General features: G+C 73.9%; 21 protein-coding genes. 19 read left to right on the forward strand and 2 right to left on the reverse strand.

Features of this window, described 5'->3' with window-relative positions:
* Positions 1-122: 122 nt before the first annotated feature.
* The gene (locus ACY0MR_RS26825; RefSeq protein ID WP_388802313.1) at positions 123-1,727 is read right to left on the reverse strand and encodes an oxidoreductase; all 1,605 of its coding nucleotides are present in this window, start codon (positions 1,725-1,727) and stop codon (positions 123-125) included.
* A gap of 214 nt (positions 1,728-1,941) precedes the next feature.
* On the opposite strand from ACY0MR_RS26825, the gene hisD reads away from it, so the two are divergent.
* From hisD to ACY0MR_RS26875, 10 genes are all read left to right on the forward strand, one after another.
* Positions 1,942-3,285, forward strand: coding sequence for a histidinol dehydrogenase (hisD, locus tag ACY0MR_RS26830; protein WP_388802316.1), 1,344 nt, complete (start codon positions 1,942-1,944; stop codon positions 3,283-3,285).
* Positions 3,282-4,394, forward strand: a complete 1,113-nt coding sequence (locus tag ACY0MR_RS26835; RefSeq protein WP_388802319.1) for a histidinol-phosphate transaminase — start codon at positions 3,282-3,284, stop codon at positions 4,392-4,394. Before hisD ends, ACY0MR_RS26835 begins: the two co-directional genes overlap by 4 nt.
* Positions 4,391-4,984, forward strand: a complete 594-nt coding sequence (gene hisB, locus ACY0MR_RS26840) for an imidazoleglycerol-phosphate dehydratase HisB (RefSeq protein WP_015032911.1) — start codon at positions 4,391-4,393, stop codon at positions 4,982-4,984. The genes ACY0MR_RS26835 and hisB overlap by 4 nt, the downstream gene beginning before the upstream one ends.
* A 2-nt stretch (positions 4,985-4,986) precedes the next feature.
* Positions 4,987-5,151: a hypothetical protein gene (locus tag ACY0MR_RS26845; RefSeq protein ID WP_187283980.1), complete on the forward strand. Its 165-nt coding sequence runs from the start codon at positions 4,987-4,989 to the stop codon at positions 5,149-5,151.
* On the forward strand, positions 5,148-5,795 hold the full coding sequence (hisH, locus tag ACY0MR_RS26850; RefSeq protein WP_388802323.1) for an imidazole glycerol phosphate synthase subunit HisH: 648 nt from the start codon (positions 5,148-5,150) through the stop codon (positions 5,793-5,795). The genes ACY0MR_RS26845 and hisH overlap by 4 nt, the downstream gene beginning before the upstream one ends.
* A 2-nt stretch (positions 5,796-5,797) precedes the next feature.
* On the forward strand, positions 5,798-6,529 hold the full coding sequence (gene priA / locus ACY0MR_RS26855) for a bifunctional 1-(5-phosphoribosyl)-5-((5-phosphoribosylamino)methylideneamino)imidazole-4-carboxamide isomerase/phosphoribosylanthranilate isomerase PriA (protein WP_361852779.1): 732 nt from the start codon (positions 5,798-5,800) through the stop codon (positions 6,527-6,529).
* Positions 6,526-6,939, forward strand: coding sequence for a RidA family protein (locus ACY0MR_RS26860; RefSeq protein ID WP_388802326.1), 414 nt, complete (start codon positions 6,526-6,528; stop codon positions 6,937-6,939). Before priA ends, ACY0MR_RS26860 begins: the two co-directional genes overlap by 4 nt.
* Complete coding sequence (hisF, locus tag ACY0MR_RS26865) at positions 6,936-7,691, forward strand: imidazole glycerol phosphate synthase subunit HisF (RefSeq protein ID WP_473555830.1); 756 nt, start codon at positions 6,936-6,938, stop codon at positions 7,689-7,691. Before ACY0MR_RS26860 ends, hisF begins: the two co-directional genes overlap by 4 nt.
* 144 nt (positions 7,692-7,835) lie before the next feature.
* Positions 7,836-8,423, forward strand: coding sequence for an ArsR/SmtB family transcription factor (locus tag ACY0MR_RS26870; protein ID WP_388802333.1), 588 nt, complete (start codon positions 7,836-7,838; stop codon positions 8,421-8,423).
* On the forward strand, positions 8,420-9,679 hold the full coding sequence (locus tag ACY0MR_RS26875; RefSeq protein ID WP_473555832.1) for an MFS transporter: 1,260 nt from the start codon (positions 8,420-8,422) through the stop codon (positions 9,677-9,679). Before ACY0MR_RS26870 ends, ACY0MR_RS26875 begins: the two co-directional genes overlap by 4 nt.
* A gap of 4 nt (positions 9,680-9,683) precedes the next feature.
* Here ACY0MR_RS26875 and ACY0MR_RS26880 read toward each other — a convergent pair whose 3' ends face one another.
* The gene (locus ACY0MR_RS26880) at positions 9,684-10,319 is read right to left on the reverse strand and encodes a TIGR03085 family metal-binding protein (RefSeq protein ID WP_361852770.1); all 636 of its coding nucleotides are present in this window, start codon (positions 10,317-10,319) and stop codon (positions 9,684-9,686) included.
* A gap of 84 nt (positions 10,320-10,403) precedes the next feature.
* Here ACY0MR_RS26880 and hisI point away from each other — a divergent pair, with 84 nt between their 5' ends.
* The 9 genes from hisI (at position 10,404) to trpA (ending at position 18,110) form a co-directional block, all read left to right on the forward strand.
* Positions 10,404-10,778: a phosphoribosyl-AMP cyclohydrolase gene (gene hisI / locus ACY0MR_RS26885; RefSeq protein WP_388802340.1), complete on the forward strand. Its 375-nt coding sequence runs from the start codon at positions 10,404-10,406 to the stop codon at positions 10,776-10,778.
* 11 nt (positions 10,779-10,789) lie between these two features.
* Positions 10,790-12,280, forward strand: coding sequence for an anthranilate synthase component I (locus ACY0MR_RS26890; protein WP_361852765.1), 1,491 nt, complete (start codon positions 10,790-10,792; stop codon positions 12,278-12,280).
* Positions 12,281-12,294: 14 nt separating this feature from the next.
* Positions 12,295-12,945 carry a TIGR02234 family membrane protein gene (locus ACY0MR_RS26895; protein WP_404079926.1) on the forward strand — a complete coding sequence of 217 codons (651 nt, stop codon included), beginning with the start codon at positions 12,295-12,297 and terminating at the stop codon, positions 12,943-12,945.
* A gap of 276 nt (positions 12,946-13,221) precedes the next feature.
* Positions 13,222-13,476: an HGxxPAAW family protein gene (locus tag ACY0MR_RS26900; RefSeq protein ID WP_388802346.1), complete on the forward strand. Its 255-nt coding sequence runs from the start codon at positions 13,222-13,224 to the stop codon at positions 13,474-13,476.
* A gap of 77 nt (positions 13,477-13,553) precedes the next feature.
* Positions 13,554-14,195: a DUF2752 domain-containing protein gene (locus ACY0MR_RS26905; RefSeq protein ID WP_392863022.1), complete on the forward strand. Its 642-nt coding sequence runs from the start codon at positions 13,554-13,556 to the stop codon at positions 14,193-14,195.
* 155 nt (positions 14,196-14,350) lie between these two features.
* Positions 14,351-15,160 (forward strand): indole-3-glycerol phosphate synthase TrpC, encoded by an 810-nt coding sequence (gene trpC, locus ACY0MR_RS26910; protein WP_361863584.1) that lies wholly within the window; start codon positions 14,351-14,353, stop codon positions 15,158-15,160.
* Between the two features lie 7 nt (positions 15,161-15,167).
* The gene (gene trpM, locus ACY0MR_RS26915) at positions 15,168-15,443 is read left to right on the forward strand and encodes a tryptophan biosynthesis modulator TrpM (RefSeq protein ID WP_398472095.1); all 276 of its coding nucleotides are present in this window, start codon (positions 15,168-15,170) and stop codon (positions 15,441-15,443) included.
* 550 nt (positions 15,444-15,993) lie between these two features.
* Entirely contained in the window at positions 15,994-17,283 is a 1,290-nt protein-coding gene (gene trpB / locus ACY0MR_RS26920) for a tryptophan synthase subunit beta (RefSeq protein ID WP_388802352.1), read from the forward strand.
* Entirely contained in the window at positions 17,280-18,110 is an 831-nt protein-coding gene (trpA, locus tag ACY0MR_RS26925; protein ID WP_388802355.1) for a tryptophan synthase subunit alpha, read from the forward strand. The genes trpB and trpA overlap by 4 nt, the downstream gene beginning before the upstream one ends.
* Positions 18,111-18,166 lie beyond the last annotated feature (56 nt).

The following is an 18,166-nucleotide window of genomic DNA, read 5'->3' on the forward strand; positions in this document are numbered from 1 at the left end:
CGATCCTCCGCCGCTCCGCCTCCCGGGCGGCCCGGCGGCCGCCCCGCCTCCCCGGATCCTCCCCGAACGGAGGCGCGGCGGCCGCTCCCGCGACGGCCCGGCCCGGTCCCCCGCGGCCCGCCTCACCCCCTGCTCAGGAGCCGGGTCGCGCCCGCCGCCACCGTCGTCGCCAGGATCCAGCCCAGCAGGATCAGCACCGCCGCCGCCCACTGCCAGATCCCCTCCAGGCGCCAGTAGCCGTCCTGGCCGAGATTGATCACCGGGAGCAGCAGGTCCAGCGCGTACAGCGGACCGTTCCACTCGGGGGCCTCCTCCGCCTTCAGCGGGATCGGCCTGTAGTGGGAGAAGGCGACCGTGCCGGCCGCCCACAGGACCGCCATCCACAGCGCCGCCCGCCCCGGCCGGTAGCCGTAGGCCACGGTCCAGTCCTGGAGGTGGCCCCAGAGCTTCCCCGCCACCGGCAGGGTCTCCCGTCTGCGCCGCTGCTTGGCCAGCAGCACCTCGCGGGCGTCGGCGTCCTCCCCGCTGGCGCGCAGCACCGTCGCCAGGCGTTCGTAGGGCTCGGGGGCGTACTCCGGGGTCGCGGCCGCCACCCACTCCAGGCGCCGGGCCAGCGGGAAGTGCCCGTACGGCACGAGGTTCTCGTAGGCGAAGCCGCCCATCGCGAGTCCGCCGGGCCCTGGCCAGCTGGTCGACAGGTCGATGAGGGTGACGACCTTCGCGCCGTTGAGCACGACGCGGCCCTCCTCCGGCCGCTCGCCGTTGAAGCGGAGCTCGGGGGTGACGATCCGGCGCAGCGACACCTCCTCGCGGCGCGCCCCGCTCAGCAGGAACCGGGCGTGGTGCAGGTCCACCGCGTCCCCGAAGCGGCCGTCGTCGAGGCGCACCCCGCCGTGGAACTCGACCGGCCTGCGGTGCGCGCCCTGGGCCGGGGTCACCCCGTACGGCGGGGTGGCCGTGCTCTGCCCCGCGGTGTCCTGCTCCTCGTACACCCAGGCCGCGTTCAGATAGAGCGAGCGCTCCACCGTCAGCTGCGGGGCGTTGAGCGCACGGCGGCCCAGCGCGCCGCGCAGCACGCTGCCCCGCAGGCTCAGCGACACGCCGATCTTCGCGCCCCGCAGACTCACCTCCCCGTACGTCTCGATCAGCTCGGCCTGGAGGTCCTGGGCGACCACCATCCCGTCCGCGGTGATGGCCCGGCCGCGCCGGTCCGGCCACACCTGGATCTGGTTGACCAGCAGGTCCGTGCCGATCTGTGCGTCGGTGAGCCGGATGCCCCGGCGCACCCGGCAGCGCGGCAGGTGCAGGTCCCCCTCGGTGTGCAGCCGGGCCGCCTCCAGCCGCGGCAGCGCGCACTCGACCAGCCGCAGCGTGCCGAAACGGGCCTCCGGCAGCACCACCTCGCCGTCGAACCGGCAGCCGTGCAGCTCCACGTACGGACCTATCGTCCCGCCGGCCAGGTTCAGCACGCCGGTGATCCGCACCCCCCGCAGCTTCAGCGCGGCCACCCGGCCGGACCGGGCCGGCGGTCCGGCGAGCAGCAGCAGCGCCACCACGTCGGCGCGGACGCTCCGCTCCTCCCCCCACTCCCGCCCCCCGAAGGGGTCGTCCCGCTCCGCGATCCCTTCCGTCAGATCACACGTCCTGCCGACGACGAACGCCCGCCACACCGCCCGCTCCGGGCCTGTGAGACCGTCCGGCATCCCGTCCTCGTGCGGCTCGGTCAACGCCGCCCCCCTCGCTTTCCACGCTCCGCTCGCACGATTCCGCGACACGTGTCCCGCTGCGTAACCGGGGTCCCGTGGATTCGTACAGCCGTTCTTCCCGCTGAGTGACGGGCTGAACGCTAACGGTCAGGAGTGGCGACAAGACGCCAGTGTGGCCCGTATCAGCCATTGATACGGGCGTCCGGCGCTGTGGGCCGTCTGCGAGAATTGACCCGTGATCTCTCGAATCGATCTGCGCGGCGAGGCCCTCCCCGAGGGTTCCGCCCTGCGCGACCTGCTGCCCCGTGCCGAGTTCGACGTGGAAGCCGCCCTGGAGACGGTGCGGCCGATCTGCGAGGACGTCAGGCATCATGGCGCGGCCGCGGTGATCGACTACGGGGAGAAATTCGACGGCGTCCGCGTCCCGGGCCTGCGCGTCCCCGCCGAGGCGATCGCCCGCGCCCTCGACGAGCTCGACCCGCCCGTCCGCGCCGCCCTGGAGGAGTCCATCCGGCGCGCCCGCCTCGTCCACCGCGAGCAGCGCCGCACCACCCACACCACCCAGGTCGTCCCCGGCGGCACGGTCACCGAGAAGTGGATCCCGGTCGAGCGCGTCGGCCTCTACGTCCCCGGCGGCCGCGCGGTCTACCCGTCCTCCGTCGTCATGAACGTCGTCCCGGCCCAGGAGGCCGGCGTCGAGGGCCTGGCCGTCGCCTCGCCCCCGCAGAAGGAGTTCGGCGGCCTCCCGCACCCGACGATCCTCGCCGCCTGCGCCCTCCTGGGCGTCGACGAGGTGTACGCCGCGGGCGGCGCCCAGGCCGTCGCCATGTTCGCGTACGGAACCACCGGCAGCGCCGACGGAGACCCCGGCTGCGCCCCCGTCAACCTGGTCACCGGCCCCGGCAACATCTACGTGGCCGCCGCCAAGCGCCTCCTCAAGGGCCGCATCGGCATCGACGCGGAGGCCGGCCCGACGGAGATCGCGATCCTCGCGGACTCCACCGCCGACCCCGTGCACGTCGCCGCCGACCTGATCAGCCAGGCCGAGCACGACCCGATGGCCGCCTCCGTCCTGGTCACCGACTCGGAGGAGCTGGCCGCCGCCACCGAGGCCGAGCTGAAGACCCAGGTCGCCGCCTCCAAGCACGTCGACGACCGGATCGCCCCTGCGCTGGCGGGGCGCCAGTCCGCGATCGTCCTCGTCCGCGACCTGGCCGACGGCCTCAAGGTCGTCGACGCGTACGGCGCCGAGCACCTGGAGATCCAGACCCGCGACGCCGCGGCCGTCGCCGACCGCGTCCGCAACGCCGGCGCGATCTTCGTCGGCCCCTGGGCGCCCGTCTCCCTCGGCGACTACTGCGCGGGCTCCAACCACGTCCTGCCCACCGGCGGCTGCGCCTGCCACTCCTCGGGCCTCTCCGTGCAGTCCTTCCTGCGCGGGGTGCACATCGTGGACTACACGCGCGACGCGCTCGCCGACGTGGCCCACCACGTGGTCACCCTCGCCGAGGCCGAGGACCTGCCCGCCCACGGCGCGGCGGTCAAGGCGCGGTTCGGATGGAAGGTCCCCCAGAAGTGACCGAGATCCGGATCGACGACCTCCCCGTCCGGGACGAGCTCCGGGGCAAGTCCCCGTACGGCGCTCCCCAGCTCGACGTGCCCGTCCAGCTGAACACCAACGAGAACCCGTACCCGCTGCCCGAGCCCCTCGTGGCCCGCATCGCGGAGCGCGTCGCCGAGGCCGCCCGCGGCCTCAACCGCTACCCCGACCGGGACGCGGTCGAGCTCCGCACCGAGCTGGCCCGCTACCTCACCCGGACCGGCAAGCACCCGGTCGCCCTGGAGAACGTCTGGGCGGCCAACGGGTCCAACGAGGTCCTCCAGCAGCTGCTGCAGACCTTCGGCGGTCCCGGCCGCACCGCGATCGGCTTCGAGCCCTCGTACTCGATGCACGCGCTGATCGCCCGCGGCACCGGCACCGGCTGGATCTCCGGCCCGCGCAACGAGGACTTCACCGTCGACGTCGAGGCCGCCGCCGCGGCGATCGCCGAGCACCGGCCCGACGTCGTGTTCATCACCTCGCCCAACAACCCCACCGGCACCGCCGTCGCCGCCGAGACCGTCCTCGCCCTGTACGAGGCGGCCCAGGCGGCCAAGCCCTCCGTGGTCGTCGTGGACGAGGCGTACGTGGAGTTCAGCCACCGGGACTCGCTGCTTCCCCTCATCGAGGGCCGCCCGAACCTGGTGGTCTCCCGGACCATGTCCAAGGCCTTCGGCGCCGCCGGACTGCGGCTCGGCTACCTCGCCGCCCACCCGGCCGTCGTCGACGCCGTGCAGCTGGTCCGGCTCCCGTACCACCTCTCGGCCGTCACCCAGGCGACCGCGCTCGCCGCCCTGGAGCACACCGACACCCTCCTCGGGTACGTCGAGCAGCTCAAGGCCGAGCGCGACCGGCTCGTCACCGAGCTGCGCGCCATCGGCTACGAGGTCACCGACTCGGACGCCAACTTCGTGCAGTTCGGGAAGTTCCCCGACACGCACGGGGCCTGGCGGCGGATCCTCGACCGGGGCGTCCTGGTCCGGGACAACGGCGTACCGGGATGGCTGCGGGTCACCGCCGGCACCCCCGAAGAGAACGACGCGTTCCTCGACGCGGTTCGTGAATTGATGAAGGAGCAGGAGCGATGAGCCGCGTAGGCCGCGTAGAGCGCACCACCAAGGAGACCTCCGTCGTCGTCGAGATCGACCTCGACGGAACCGGCAAGGTCGACGTGTCGACCGGGGTCGGCTTCTACGACCACATGCTCGACCAGCTCGGCCGCCACGGCCTCTTCGACCTGACGGTCAAGACCGACGGCGACCTGCACATCGACTCGCACCACACCATCGAGGACACCGCCCTCGCCCTGGGCGCCGCCTTCAAGCAGGCCCTCGGCGACAAGGTCGGCATCTACCGCTTCGGCAACTGCACCGTCCCGCTGGACGAGTCGCTCGCCCAGGTGACCGTCGACCTCTCCGGCCGCCCGTACCTCGTGCACACCGAGCCCGAGAACATGGCGCCGATGATCGGCTCGTACGACACGACGATGACCCGGCACATCTTCGAGTCCTTCGTCGCCCAGGCCCAGATCGCCCTGCACATCCACGTGCCCTACGGGCGCAACGCGCACCACATCGTGGAGTGCCAGTTCAAGGCCTTCGCCCGCGCCCTCCGCTACGCCTCCGAGCGCGACCCGCGCGCCGCCGGAATCCTCCCCTCCACGAAGGGCGCGCTCTGACCGTGAACGGCCTCTCCACCATCCTCATCGTCGTCGGGCTGTTCCTGCTCGGCGGCATCTACTCCTTCGTCAAGCAGGAGATGCCCAAGGGCCTCGTCGCGCTCGTCGCGATCGGCGCCGCGATGTGCCTCGCCGCCGGTGTGCTGCGGCTGGACGTGTGGGCATGACCGCGAGCACCCCCAGGAAGGTCGTCGTCTTCGACTACGGCTTCGGCAACGTGCGCTCGGCCGAGCGCGCCCTCGCCCGGGTCGGCGCCGAGGTCGAGATCACCCGCGACTACGAGACCGCGATGAACGCCGACGGCCTCCTCGTCCCCGGCGTCGGCGCCTTCTCCGCCTGCATGCGCGGGCTCAAGGAGGCCCGCGGCGACTGGATCATCGGCCGCCGGCTCTCCGGCGGACGCCCGGTCATGGGCATCTGCGTCGGCATGCAGATCCTCTTCGCGCACGGCTCCGAGCACGGCGTGGAGAGCGAGGGCCTCGACGAGTGGCCCGGTACGGTCGAGGCGTTGAACGCCCCCGTCGTCCCCCACATGGGCTGGAACACGGTCGACGCGCCCGAGGGCAGCGAGATGTTCGCCGGCCTCGGCGCCGACTCCCGGTTCTACTTCGTGCACTCCTACGCGGTGCGCGAGTGGACCCTGGAGGTCGGCAACAAGAACATCCGCGCCCCCAAGGTCACCTGGGCCACCCACGGCGAGCCCTTCGTGGCGGCCGTCGAGAACGGCGCCCTGTGGGCCACCCAGTTCCACCCCGAGAAGTCCGGCGACGCCGGAGCCCAGCTCCTCACCAATTGGATCGAGACCCTCTGATCATGGCTCAGAAGCTTGAACTCCTCCCCGCCGTCGACGTCCGCGACGGCCAGGCGGTCCGCCTCGTGCACGGCGAGTCCGGCACCGAGACCTCCTACGGCTCCCCGCTCGAGGCGGCCCTCGCCTGGCAGAACTCCGGCGCCGAGTGGCTCCACCTCGTCGACCTCGACGCCGCCTTCGGCACCGGCGACAACCGGCAGCTGATCGCCGAGGTCGCTCAGGCCATGGACATCAAGGTCGAGCTCTCCGGCGGCATCCGCGACGACGCCTCGCTGGCCGCCGCCCTCGCCACCGGCTGCACCCGCGTCAACCTCGGCACCGCCGCCCTGGAGACCCCCGAGTGGGTCGCCAAGGTCATCGCCGAGCACGGCGACAAGATCGCCGTCGGCCTCGACGTCCGCGGCACGACCCTGCGCGGCCGCGGCTGGACCCGCGACGGCGGCGACCTCTACGAGACGCTCGCCCGCCTCGACTCCGAGGGCTGCTCGCGCTACGTCGTCACCGACATCGCCAAGGACGGCACCCTCCAGGGCCCCAACCTGGAGCTCCTGAAGAACGTCTGCGCCGCCACCGACAAGCCCGTCGTCGCCTCCGGCGGCGTGTCGTCCCTGGACGACCTGCGGGCCCTGTCCGGCCTGGTGCCGCTCGGCGTCGAGGGCGCGATCGTCGGCAAGGCGCTGTACGCCAAGGCCTTCACCCTCGAAGAGGCCCTGGAGGCGGTGGCGGCCGTATGACCGACGGCGTGAAGAAGGTCGTCACCGGGGCCCCCTGGGAGGAGCAGTTCGGCTACTCCCGCGCGGTCGAACTGCCGAACGGCCTGGTCCTCGTCGCCGGCTGCACGTCCGTGGTGGGCGGCCAGATCGCCGGCGGAGGCCCGTACGACCAGACGGTGAACTCCTTCCACGTGGCCTTCGCCGCCCTGGAGCAGCTGGGCCTGGGCCCGGCGGACGTCGTCCGCACCCGGATGTACATCACCCACGCCCGGGACGTGGAGGAGGTCGGCCGCGCCCACAAGGAGCTGTTCGACGCCGTCCGCCCGGCCGCGTCGATGATCATCGTGTCCGGCTTCGTCGACCCGAGCCTGGTCGTCGAGGTCGAGGTCGAGGCCTTCCGCCCGGAGGCGCGGCCGGGTGGTGCGGCATGAGCCTCGCCGTACGCGTGATCCCCTGCCTGGACGTGGACAACGGCCGGGTCGTCAAGGGCGTCAACTTCCAGAACCTGCGGGACGCCGGCGACCCCGTCGAGATGGCCAAGCTGTACGACGCCGAGGGCGCCGACGAGCTGACCTTCCTCGACATCACCGCCTCCTCGGGCAACCGGGAGACCACCTACGACGTGGTGCGCCGCACCGCCGAGCAGGTCTTCATCCCGCTCACGGTCGGCGGCGGCGTCCGCACGGCCGATGACGTCGACAAGCTGCTGCGGGCCGGCGCCGACAAGGTCGGCGTCAACACCGCCGCGATCGCGCGCCCCGAACTCATCCAGGAGATCGCGGAGCGCTTCGGCCGCCAGGTGCTCGTCCTCTCGGTCGACGCCCGCCGGACCCCCTCCGGCTCCTTCGAGGTGACGACGCACGGCGGCCGCCGGGGCACCGGCATCGACGCCGTCGAGTGGGCGCACCGGGCCGCCGAGCTGGGGGCGGGCGAGATCCTGCTCAACTCGATGGACGCGGACGGGACCAAGGACGGCTACGACACCGAGATGATCGCCGCCGTGCGCAAGCACGTGAGCGTGCCGGTGATCGCCAGCGGGGGAGCGGGCCGGCTGGCCGACTTCCCGCCGGCGGTGGCGGCGGGCGCGGACGCGGTGCTCGCGGCCTCCGTCTTCCACTTCGGGGACCTGCGGATCTCGCAGGTCAAGGACGAACTGCGGGCGGCCGGCCACCCGGTCCGCTGACCGGTCCGCTCCCATCCGGTCCGCTCCGGTCTGACGCGCTGTCACGAAGGGCCCCCTCGGGGGCCCTTCGTGCTGTTTGGATACGCAGGACCAGTTGCGCAATTTCTGTTGTGCAACTTTTCCTTCGCATCTACAGTCGTGCACATGACCTCCCCGGAGAACCGACGGATCACCGATCTCGGCACCCTCAAGGCCATCTCGCACCCGCTGCGGATGCGCCTCTACCGCGCCCTCTTCGTGGCGCGTGCCGCCACCGCTTCCCAGCTCGCCGACCAGGTCGACGAGGCGGTCTCGCTGGTCAGCTACCACCTGCGCAAACTGGCCGAGCACGGGCTCATCGAAGAGGCCGAGGCCCGGTCGGCGGACGGCCGGGAGCGCTGGTGGCAGCCGAGCTCCTACGGCTTCAGCATCCACGACGAGGACCTCCGCGACGCCCCCGAGCTGGCGGCCGCGAGCATCGCCTTCGGCCGTACCGTCGACGCGCAGCGCACCCGGATGTACGCCCGCTTCCTCGACGAGCGGCAGACCTGGTCCGGCGCCTGGCGCTCCGCCTCCCTCAGCGCCGAGTGGCTGCCCCGCCTCACCGCCGACGAGCTGGCCGCCCTCGGCGCCGAGCTGGAGGCCGTCCTCCGCAAGTACGACCAGCAGGCCCGCGCCGCCGAGGCCGCCGGCGAGAACGAGGGCCGCGAGAACGTCGCCATCCACCTCAACGGCTTCCCCTACCGCGCATGAACGCCACCGACACCGCCACCGCCCCCGCCCCGGCACCCGCTGCCGTCGAGCGGCCCGCCCACCGGAACCCCCAGGTCCTGCGCTGGCTCGGCGCCTACACCGCCTCCACCCTCGGCGACAGCGTCTACTATCTCGCCCTCTCCTGGACCGCCGTCAGCGCCGGCACGCCTGCCCAGGCCGGGCTCGTGCTGGCCGTCTCGGCCGTGCCCCGCGCCCTGCTCATGCTCTTCGGGGGCGTGATCGCCGACCGCATCGGCCCGCGCCGGGTCGTCATCGCCTCCGACACCGTCCGCTGCGTGGTCGTCCTCGGCCTCGCAGCGGTGCTGCTCCTCGCCGCGCCCGGCCTCTGGGCGCTCGCCGCCGTCGCCCTGGTCTTCGGCGTCGTCGACGCCCTCTTCCTGCCCGCCGTCGGAGCCCTGCCGCCGCGCATCACCGGACGCGACCAGCTCGCCCGCGTCCAGGGCATGCGAGGCCTCTCCTCCCGCCTCGGCGCCGTCCTCGGCGGTCCGCTCGGCGGCCTCGCCGTCGCCCTCGGCGGCCCGGCCACCGCCTTCGGAGTCGCGGGACTGCTCTTCGCCCTCTCGATACCCCTGCTCTGCGCGCTCCGCCTCCGGCCACTGCCCACCCCCGGCGAGGCCCGCGACGGCACCGCCCTGCGCGACCTCGCCGACGGACTGCGCTACCTGCGGGGGCACCGCGTCCTGGGCCCGCTGATGATCGTCGTACTCCTCAGCGACCTCGGCTTCGTCGGGCCCTTCAACGTCGGCCTCGCCGTCCTGTCCGACCAGCGGGGCTGGGGCGCCTCGGGCATCGGCTGGATCCTCGCCGGCTTCGGCACGGGCGCGGGCGCCGCCTCGCTGCTCCTGACCGTGTGGGGGCGCGTACCCCGCGCGGGAGCCGTCAGCGGCTGGACCATGACGCTGGGCGCCATCGCCGTCGGCGCCCTCGCCTTCGCCTCCCACCTGGCCGCGGCGGTCGCCGTGGCCCTGGCCGTCGGCCTGCTCGCCGGACTCTCCGGGGCGCTGTGCAACGCCCTCCTCCAGACCGAGTGCGACCCCGCCTACCTCGGCCGCGTCACCGCCGTCTCCAGCCTCATGAGCCTCGGCCTCGCGCCGCTCAGCTTCCCGCTCACCGGCGCGGCGATCGAGCTGTGGGGCATCGGGACGGTGTACGTCGCGAGCGCGTCGATCTGCGCCCTCTCCGGGCTCTGCGCCCTCGCGGTCACCGCCGTCCGGCGGGCCGAACTGCCCCGCTGACCGCTCAGAGCCCCAGCTGCTTCGTCTCCCGCAGCCGCTCGATCGCCTCCGGCTCGCCGTCCAGATCCACCTTGGCCGTGTCCTGGCGGCCGAACAGGTACATGGTCAGCTCGCCCGGCTCCCCGGAGACCGTCACCACCGGGGTGCCCCGGTGCGCCACCGTCGTCTGGCCGTTCGGCCGGCGCAGCACCAGCCCCACCGGCACCTTCCGGCCCAGCAGCCGGGCGGTGCGCTCCAGCCTGGACCAGAGGGCGTCGGCGAAGACCGGGTCCAGCTCGCGCGCCGACCAGTCGGGCTGGGCGCGGCGCACGTCCTCCGCGTGGACGTAGAACTCGACGACGTTCGCCCCCTCGTCCACCTGCTTGATCGTGAACGGCGAGAACCGCGGCGGCCCGGTCCGGATCAGCCGGATCAGCTCCTCGTACGGCCTGTCGGCGAACTCCGCCTGCACCCGGTCCTGCCGGTCCTTCAGCGCCGGTACGAGCGAGCCGGCCGCCGCGTCCGGGCGCCGCTCCCGCACCACCACATGGGCCGCGAGGTCCCGGGTCCGCCAGCCCTCGCAGAGCGTCGGCGCATCGGGACCCGCCGCCTCCAACAGGTCGGCGAGCAGAAGCCGTTCACGTTTGGCATGGGTCGACATGTGCGCCAGCCTACGGCGGGCGCCACCGGTCCGCCCAGTGGACGCCCCGCCGGGCACCACCCCGGAGCGCGGCACAATGGCGCCATGAGCAGCAATCTCGACCCGGCCGTCTCCGCCCGGCTCAAGCGCAGCCCCGACGGGCTCGTCCCCGCCATCGCCCAGCAGTACGACACCGGCGAGGTGCTGATGCTCGGCTGGATGGACGACGAGGCCCTGCACCGCACCCTCACCACCGGCCGCTGCACCTACTGGTCCCGCAGCCGCCAGGAGTACTGGGTCAAGGGCGACACCTCCGGGCACGTCCAGCACGTCAAGTCCGTCGCCCTCGACTGCGACGCCGACACCGTCCTCGTCAAGGTCGACCAGGTCGGCGCCGCCTGCCACACCGGCGCCCGGACCTGCTTCGACGCCGACGTGCTCCCCGTATCCGCGTCCGACGCGGACCCCGCGTCCGAGTAGGGTCTGGCGCCATGGATCTCGACACCTTCCGCAAGCTGGCGGCCGACCGCCGCGTCATCCCCGTCAGCCGCCGGCTGCTCGCGGACGGCGACACCCCGGTCGGGCTCTACCGCAAGCTCGCCGCCGAACGACCCGGCACCTTCCTCCTCGAATCCGCGGAGAACGGCCGGAGCTGGTCCCGCTACTCGTTCATCGGCGTCCGCAGCGACGCCACCCTGACCGTGAAGGACGGCGAGGCCCACTGGCTGGGCACCCCACCCGTCGGCGTCCCCACCGACGGCGACCCGCTCAAGGCCCTGCGCGCCACCGTCGAGACCCTCCACACCCCGCGCGACCTGGCGTCCGCCATGCCGCCCTTCACCGGCGGCATGGTCGGCTACCTCGGCTACGACATCGTCCGCCGCCTGGAGAAGATCGGCGAGCACGGCCGCGACGACCTCCGGCTCCCCGAGCTCACCATGCTCCTCACCAGCGACCTCGCGGTCCTCGACCACTGGGACGGCTCGGTCCTGCTGATCGCCAACGCGATCAACCACAACGACCTGGAGACCGGCGTCGACGAGGCGTACGCCGACGCCGTCGCCCGCCTCGACGCGATGGAAGCCGACCTGGCCCGCCCGGTCGCCACCGCCCCCACCGCGCTGCCCGCCTCCGCGCTCCCCGAGTTCTCCGCGCTCTGGGGCGGCCCCGCCTACCAGGACGCCGTCGAGGACGTCAAGGAGCGCATCCGGGCCGGCGAGGCCTTCCAGGTCGTGCCCTCGCAGCGCTTCGAGACCCCCTGCTCGGCCTCCGCGCTCGACGTCTACCGGGTCCTGCGGGCCACCAACCCGTCCCCGTACATGTACCTCTTCCGCTTCGAGAACGGCTTCGACGTCGTCGGCTCCAGCCCCGAGGCCCTCGTCAAGGTGGAGGACGGGCACGCGCTGCTCCACCCCATCGCCGGCACCCGGCACCGCGGCGCCACTCCGCAGGAGGACCACGACCTCGCGGAGGAGCTCCTCGCCGACCCCAAGGAGCGCGCCGAGCACCTCATGCTGGTCGACCTCGGCCGCAACGACCTCGGCCGCGTCTGCGCCCCCGGCTCCGTCGAGGTCGTCGACTTCATGTCCGTCGAGCGCTACTCGCACGTCATGCACATCGTCTCCACCGTGACCGGCCGGGTCGCCGAGGGGAGGACCGCGTTCGACGTCCTCACCGCCTGCTTCCCGGCCGGCACGCTCTCCGGCGCGCCCAAGCCCCGGGCGATGCAGATCATCGAGGAGCTCGAGCCCTCCCGGCGCGGGCTGTACGGCGGGTGTGTCGGTTATCTCGATTTCGCCGGCGACGCGGACACCGCCATCGCCATCCGCACCGCCCTGCTCCGCGACGGAACCGCGTATGTGCAGGCCGGAGCGGGTGTGGTGGCCGACTCCGACCCGGTGGCCGAGGACAACGAGTGCCGGAACAAGGCCGCGGCCGTCCTGCGCGCCGTCCACACCGCCAACCGGATGAACGGCGCCTGACCGCGTAGGGGATAGTGGGGTACGTGAGTGCCGTACCCGTACCCCAGCCCCGGGCCGCCCGAGCGGCCGTCCCCGGCGGCGGCCGCCGCAGCCTGGCCGCGGCCCTCTTCCTCGGTGCCCTGGGCGCCACCGTCGTCCTGCTCTCCGCGGGCCAGATCTGGGCGGAGGGCACCGCCTCCGTCATCGGCGGCGACGTCGCCGTCGAGGCCGACGGCGGCACCGTCACCGGTGTGCCGACCGCCCTCGCGATCGTCGGCCTCGCCGCTCTCTTCGCCGTCTTCGCCGTCCGCCGCACCGGCCGGACCCTGGTCGCCGCGCTGCTCACGCTCAGCGGCGCGGGCGCCGCGCTCGCCGCGGTCCTCGGGGCCTCCGACAGCGCCGCCCTGGACGCCGAGGCCGCCCGCCTCAGCGGCGACACCGGCGCCGCCGTGGCCGGGCTCAGCCACACCGTCTGGCCGTACGTGACCGCCGCGGGCGCCGTCCTCATCCTGATCGCCGGCCTCCTCGCGCTGCGCTTCGGCAAGAGCTGGCCCGCGATGGGCGGCCGCTACGAGCGCGCGGGCGCCCCCCGGGCCGCCCGCAAGGCCCCCGCCGCAGACCAGGACCGGCCCGAGGACCTGTGGAAGGCCCTGGACCGGGGCGAGGACCCCACGCACGGGTCCTGACCCGACCGGGCCCGACACCCCGGGGCGGCCCCCGTGCTCCCCGAGGCCCGGACCCGCATCCCGCGGCGCTGCGGCCCGGGTCCGGACGGGGCGGTCCGCGGCCCCCGGCCCTCCGGCCGCGGTGCCCGCCGCCGCCCTCCCGCGGCCGCCGGCCGCGACGCGTGATCGTCCCGGCACCCCCGAGTCACCCTCGCGGGCCCGCGTGCGGGACAATGAGGGCCGAGAGTCCGCGCACGCGAGACCTCACCATCGAGCAACTGCAACGAGGAGCAACTCATGGCGGGCAGCGCCCACGGACACACCCCGGCCGCCTGGACCGGTGTCATCATCTCCTTCATCGGCTTCTGCATCGCCGGCGTCTTCATGGTGGCCGCCAACCAGCCCGGTTTCTGGGCGGGCGTGGGCGTCGTCGTGCTCGGCGGCATCGTCGGCGGCGCGATGAAGGCCGCGGGCCTCGGCATGCCGAAGGAGACGGCGGACGTCGCCGCCGCCCGTGAGGCCGCGACCGTGACCGCGCGGGCCCGCGCCTGACGCACCGCGACACACCCGAGAGCGCAGCCCGGCCGTGCCGGGCTGCGCTCCCGCGCGTCCGGGGCGAGAATCACCGGATGGACCCGCAGCCGACGACCGGCGCCGTCACCGACGCATCCGGCACCCGACCGGGTGAACCTGCGCCCCCGGGCGCACCGGCCGGGCAGGAGGCCGCCGCGCGGCCCGCGCCGCCGCCCCCACCCCCGGCGGAGGGGCACCCCGCCCCGCCGCACACGCCCGCGTGGCCGGGCGCCGGGCCCGTGACGGCCCCGCACGCGCCCGCGTGGCCCCCGGGGCCGCCCGTGCCCCCGCCGCCGCCCCGCTCGCCCGTACGGCGGCTGCTCCCGCCGCTCGCCGCGCTCGCCGGCGTCGCCGCCGCCTTCGCGTACGTCGGGACCGTCGACCCCAACGAACCCGGCCACTACCCCGTCTGCCCCCTGCTCCGCTTCACCGGCGTCTACTGCCCCGGCTGCGGCGGTCTGCGCAGCGCCCACGCCTTCGTCCACGGCGACCTCCCGGCCGCCCTCGGCGCCAACGCCCTCGCCGTCGTCGGCTACGGACTCTTCGCCGTCCTCATGGCCGTCTGGCTGATTCGCGCCGTCCGCGGGGTGCCCATGCGCCTCTCGGTCTCCCCCGTCCTGTGGTGGGGGATCGGGGCCGTCCTCGCCCTCTTCACCCTGGTCCGGAACCTTCCCTTCGGCTCCGCGCTGGCCCCCTGAGGGCCTGCCGCGGCGCCACGGGAAGCCCTCCGGGAGTCCCAGCAGATGGGACGCCGCTCCGGCCGATGCGAGTCCGGGGCCGTCCTGCGGATAGGATCGATGTGGCTGAACCTGGTTCCTCAACACCATCACCGTCCCGGAAGGGGGCCCCTCGCGTGAGTGTGCTCGACGAGATCATCGAAGGCGTACGCGCCGACCTCGCAGAGCGGCAGGCGCGGGTCACCCTCGACGAGCTCAAGGAGCGCGCCGCCAAGGCGCCGCAGGCCAAGGACGGCGTCGCCGCACTGCGCGGCGACGGCGTCAAGGTGATCTGCGAGGTCAAGCGCTCCAGCCCGTCCAAGGGCGCGCTCGCCGCGATCGCCGACCCGGCCGGACTCGCCGCCGACTACGAGGCGGGCGGCGCGGCCGTCATCTCGGTCCTCACCGAACAGCGCCGCTTCGGCGGCTCGCTCGCGGACCTGGAGGCCGTCCGCGCCCGGGTCGACATCCCGGTCCTGCGCAAGGACTTCATCGTCACCGCGTACCAGCTCTGGGAAGCACGCGCGTACGGAGCGGATCTCGCGCTCCTCATCGTCGCCGCCCTGGAGCAGGAGGCGCTGGTCTCCCTCATCGAGCGCGCCGAGTCCATCGGGCTGACCCCGCTGGTCGAGGTGCACGACGAGGACGAGGTCGAGCGCGCCGTCGAGGCGGGCGCCCGGATCATCGGCGTCAACGCCCGCAACCTGAAGACCCTCAAGGTCGACCGCTCCACCTTCGAGCGCGTCGCCCCCGAGATCCCCGCGCACATCGTCAAGATCGCCGAGTCCGGCGTCCGGGGTCCGCACGACCTGATCGCCTACGCCAACGCCGGCGCCGACGCGGTCCTGGTCGGCGAGTCCCTCGTCACCGGCCGCGACCCCAAGGCCGCCGTCGCCGACCTGGTCGCCGCCGGAGCCCACCCGGCCCTCCGGCACGGCCGGAGCTGACCCGGTCATGACCCCCGTCCGCGCCACGCCGACCGCCCTGGGCTCCGCCCCGGGCGGCCCCGGCGTGCCCGCGGACGCCTCGGGCCGCCGCGGCCGGCTCCGTACCGCCGCCGCGCCCGTCTCCAAGCACGCCCCGCTGGCCCGGGGCTGCCGTCCGCGCGGCTGCCGCGCGCCCGCCCGCCGTGTCCACGGCCGCCGCGTCCGGTATGTCATCGGCTCCGAGCCGGGCCAGGTCAACGGCATGCGATGGCGCCCGCGCCTCGCGCGCACTTCCACGAACTGACGCAACCGCCCCCAGGCCCTCGGCCGTCGGCGCCCTCCGGGACGCCACCCGGGTGGCCCCGCCGTCGCCCGGCACCGCACCCGCTGCCGGCAGTCGCCGTTCCCCTCCCACCCCATCCCCCCCCCGTGTGGGCAATCGTCCCGCTTGGGGGTCCCCCCTGGACGAAGTCCTTGGGGGAGAACGGGTGGGCACACGGGACGGCGCCCTTGGCGGCGCCCCCGCCCCTCGCGCCTGAACCCGCACCCAGTCGTGCGGCGCGCACGGGGTGCGGGTCAGGGCGCGGGAAGCCTAGGCCCGGCAACGGGCGCCGTTCCGTTGTGCCCACCCGTTCCTCCCCCAAGGACTTCGTCCAGGGGGGACCCCCAAGCGGAACAGATGCCCACAACGGGGGACGGGCGGCCGCAGGCCCGGGCGGGCCGCCGGTGGCCCAGGTGGCGGACCGGCGCGGGCGGGAGCCCGGCGTCGGCGGACGGGAGTGGGGTGTGCGCATACCGTGACCATCGACCGCACGTACACAGCACGGGGCACCCGCCCCGCGAGGAGCATCCGCATGTCCAGCGAGTTCTTCATCCCGGACCTGGAGGGCCAGGTCCCCAGCCCCGAGGGCTACTTCGGCGCCTACGGCGGCAAGTTCATTCCGGAGGCCCTCGTGGCCGCCGTCGACGAGGTCGCCGTCGAGTACGACAAGGCCAAGTCCGACCCGGAGTTCGCCCGCGAGCTCAACGACCTGATGGTCCACTACACGGGCCGCCCGAGCGCCCTCACCGAGGTGCCCCGGTTCGCCGAGCACGCCGGCGGCGCCCGGATCTTCCTCAAGCGCGAGGACCTGAACCACACCGGCTCGCACAAGATCAACAACGTGCTCGGGCAGGCCCTGCTCACCAAGCGCATGGGCAAGACCCGCGTCATCGCCGAGACCGGCGCCGGCCAGCACGGCGTGGCCACCGCCACCGCCTGCGCCCTCTTCGGCCTCGACTGCACCATCTACATGGGCGAGATCGACACCCAGCGCCAGGCCCTCAACGTGGCCCGGATGCGGATGCTCGGCGCCGAGGTCGTCGCCGTGAAGTCCGGCAGCCGCACCCTCAAGGACGCCATCAACGAGGCGTTCCGCGACTGGGTCGCCAACGTGGACCGGACGCACTACCTGTTCGGCACCGTGGCCGGCCCGCACCCCTTCCCCGCCATGGTCCGCGACTTCCACCGGGTCATCGGCGTCGAGGCCCGCCGCCAGATCCAGGAGCGCACCGGCCGCCTCCCCGACGCGGCGGTCGCCTGCGTCGGCGGCGGCTCCAACGCCATCGGCCTCTTCCACGCCTTCGTCCCCGACGCGGGCGTCCGCCTGATCGGCTGCGAGCCGGCCGGACACGGCGTCGAGACCGGCGAGCACGCGGCCACCCTCACCGCCGGCGAGCCGGGCATCCTGCACGGCTCGCGGTCGTACGTCCTCCAGGACGAGGAGGGCCAGATCACCGAGCCCTACTCGATCTCGGCCGGTCTCGACTACCCGGGCATCGGCCCGGAGCACGCCTACCTCAAGGACAGCGGACGCGGCGAGTACCGCGCCGTCACCGACGACGCCGCCATGCAGGCGCTGCGGCTGCTCTCCCGCACCGAGGGCATCATCCCGGCGATCGAGTCGGCGCACGCCCTCGCCGGGGCCCTGGAGGTCGGCAGGGAGCTGGGCCCGGACGGCCTGATCCTGGTCAACCTCTCGGGACGCGGCGACAAGGACATGGACACCGCCGCCCGTTACTTCGGCCTGTACGAGGCCGACACCGAGGTCGCCGCCGACGCCGGGGCCGACGACACCGCGGAGATCGAGGGAGACGCGAAGTGAGTGGGAACATCCAGCTGCTGAGCGACACCCTCGCCAAGGCGAAGGCCGAGGACCGGGCCGCGCTCATCGCGTACCTCCCGGCCGGCTTCCCGACCGTCGACGGCGGCATCGCCGCGATCCGGGCCGTCTTCGACGGCGGCGCCGACGTGGTCGAGGTCGGCCTCCCGCACAGCGACCCGGTGCTCGACGGGCCGGTCATCCAGACCGCCGACGACATCGCCCTGCGCGGCGGGGTCAAGATCGCCGACGTCATGCGGACGGTCCGCGAGGCCCACGAGGCCACCGGCAAGCCCGTTCTCGTCATGACGTACTGGAACCCGATCGACCGGTACGGCGTCGAGCGCTTCACCGAGGAGCTCGCCGCGGCCGGCGGCGCCGGCTGCATCCTGCCCGACCTGCCGGTCCAGGAGTCCGCGGTGTGGCGTGCGAACGCCGAGAAGCACGGTCTGGCCACCGTCTTCGTCGTCGCCCCCAGCAGCAGGGACGAGCGCCTCGCCACCATCACGGCGGCCGGCTCCGGCTTCGTCTACGCGGCCTCCCTCATGGGCGTCACCGGCACCCGCGAGTCGGTCGGCGAGCAGGCGGCCGACCTGGTCCGCCGCACCCGCGCCACCACCGAGCCCGGCCGCGAGCTCCCGGTCTGCGTCGGCCTCGGCGTCTCCAACGCCGTCCAGGCCAAGGAGGTCGCGGCCTTCGCCGACGGCGTCATCGTCGGCTCCGCGTTCGTGAAGCGGATCCTCGACGCCGACGGCGACGAGCAGGCGGGACTCGCCGCGGTAAGGGAACTGGCGGCCGAACTCGCCGAGGGCGTCCGGCGCGTTCCGTAACCCGTCCGGGTGGATCTGCGACCGGGGAGGCATGCACGTGCCTCCCCGGTTCGTTT

Source organism: Streptomyces sp. JN8, from assembly GCF_055808075.1.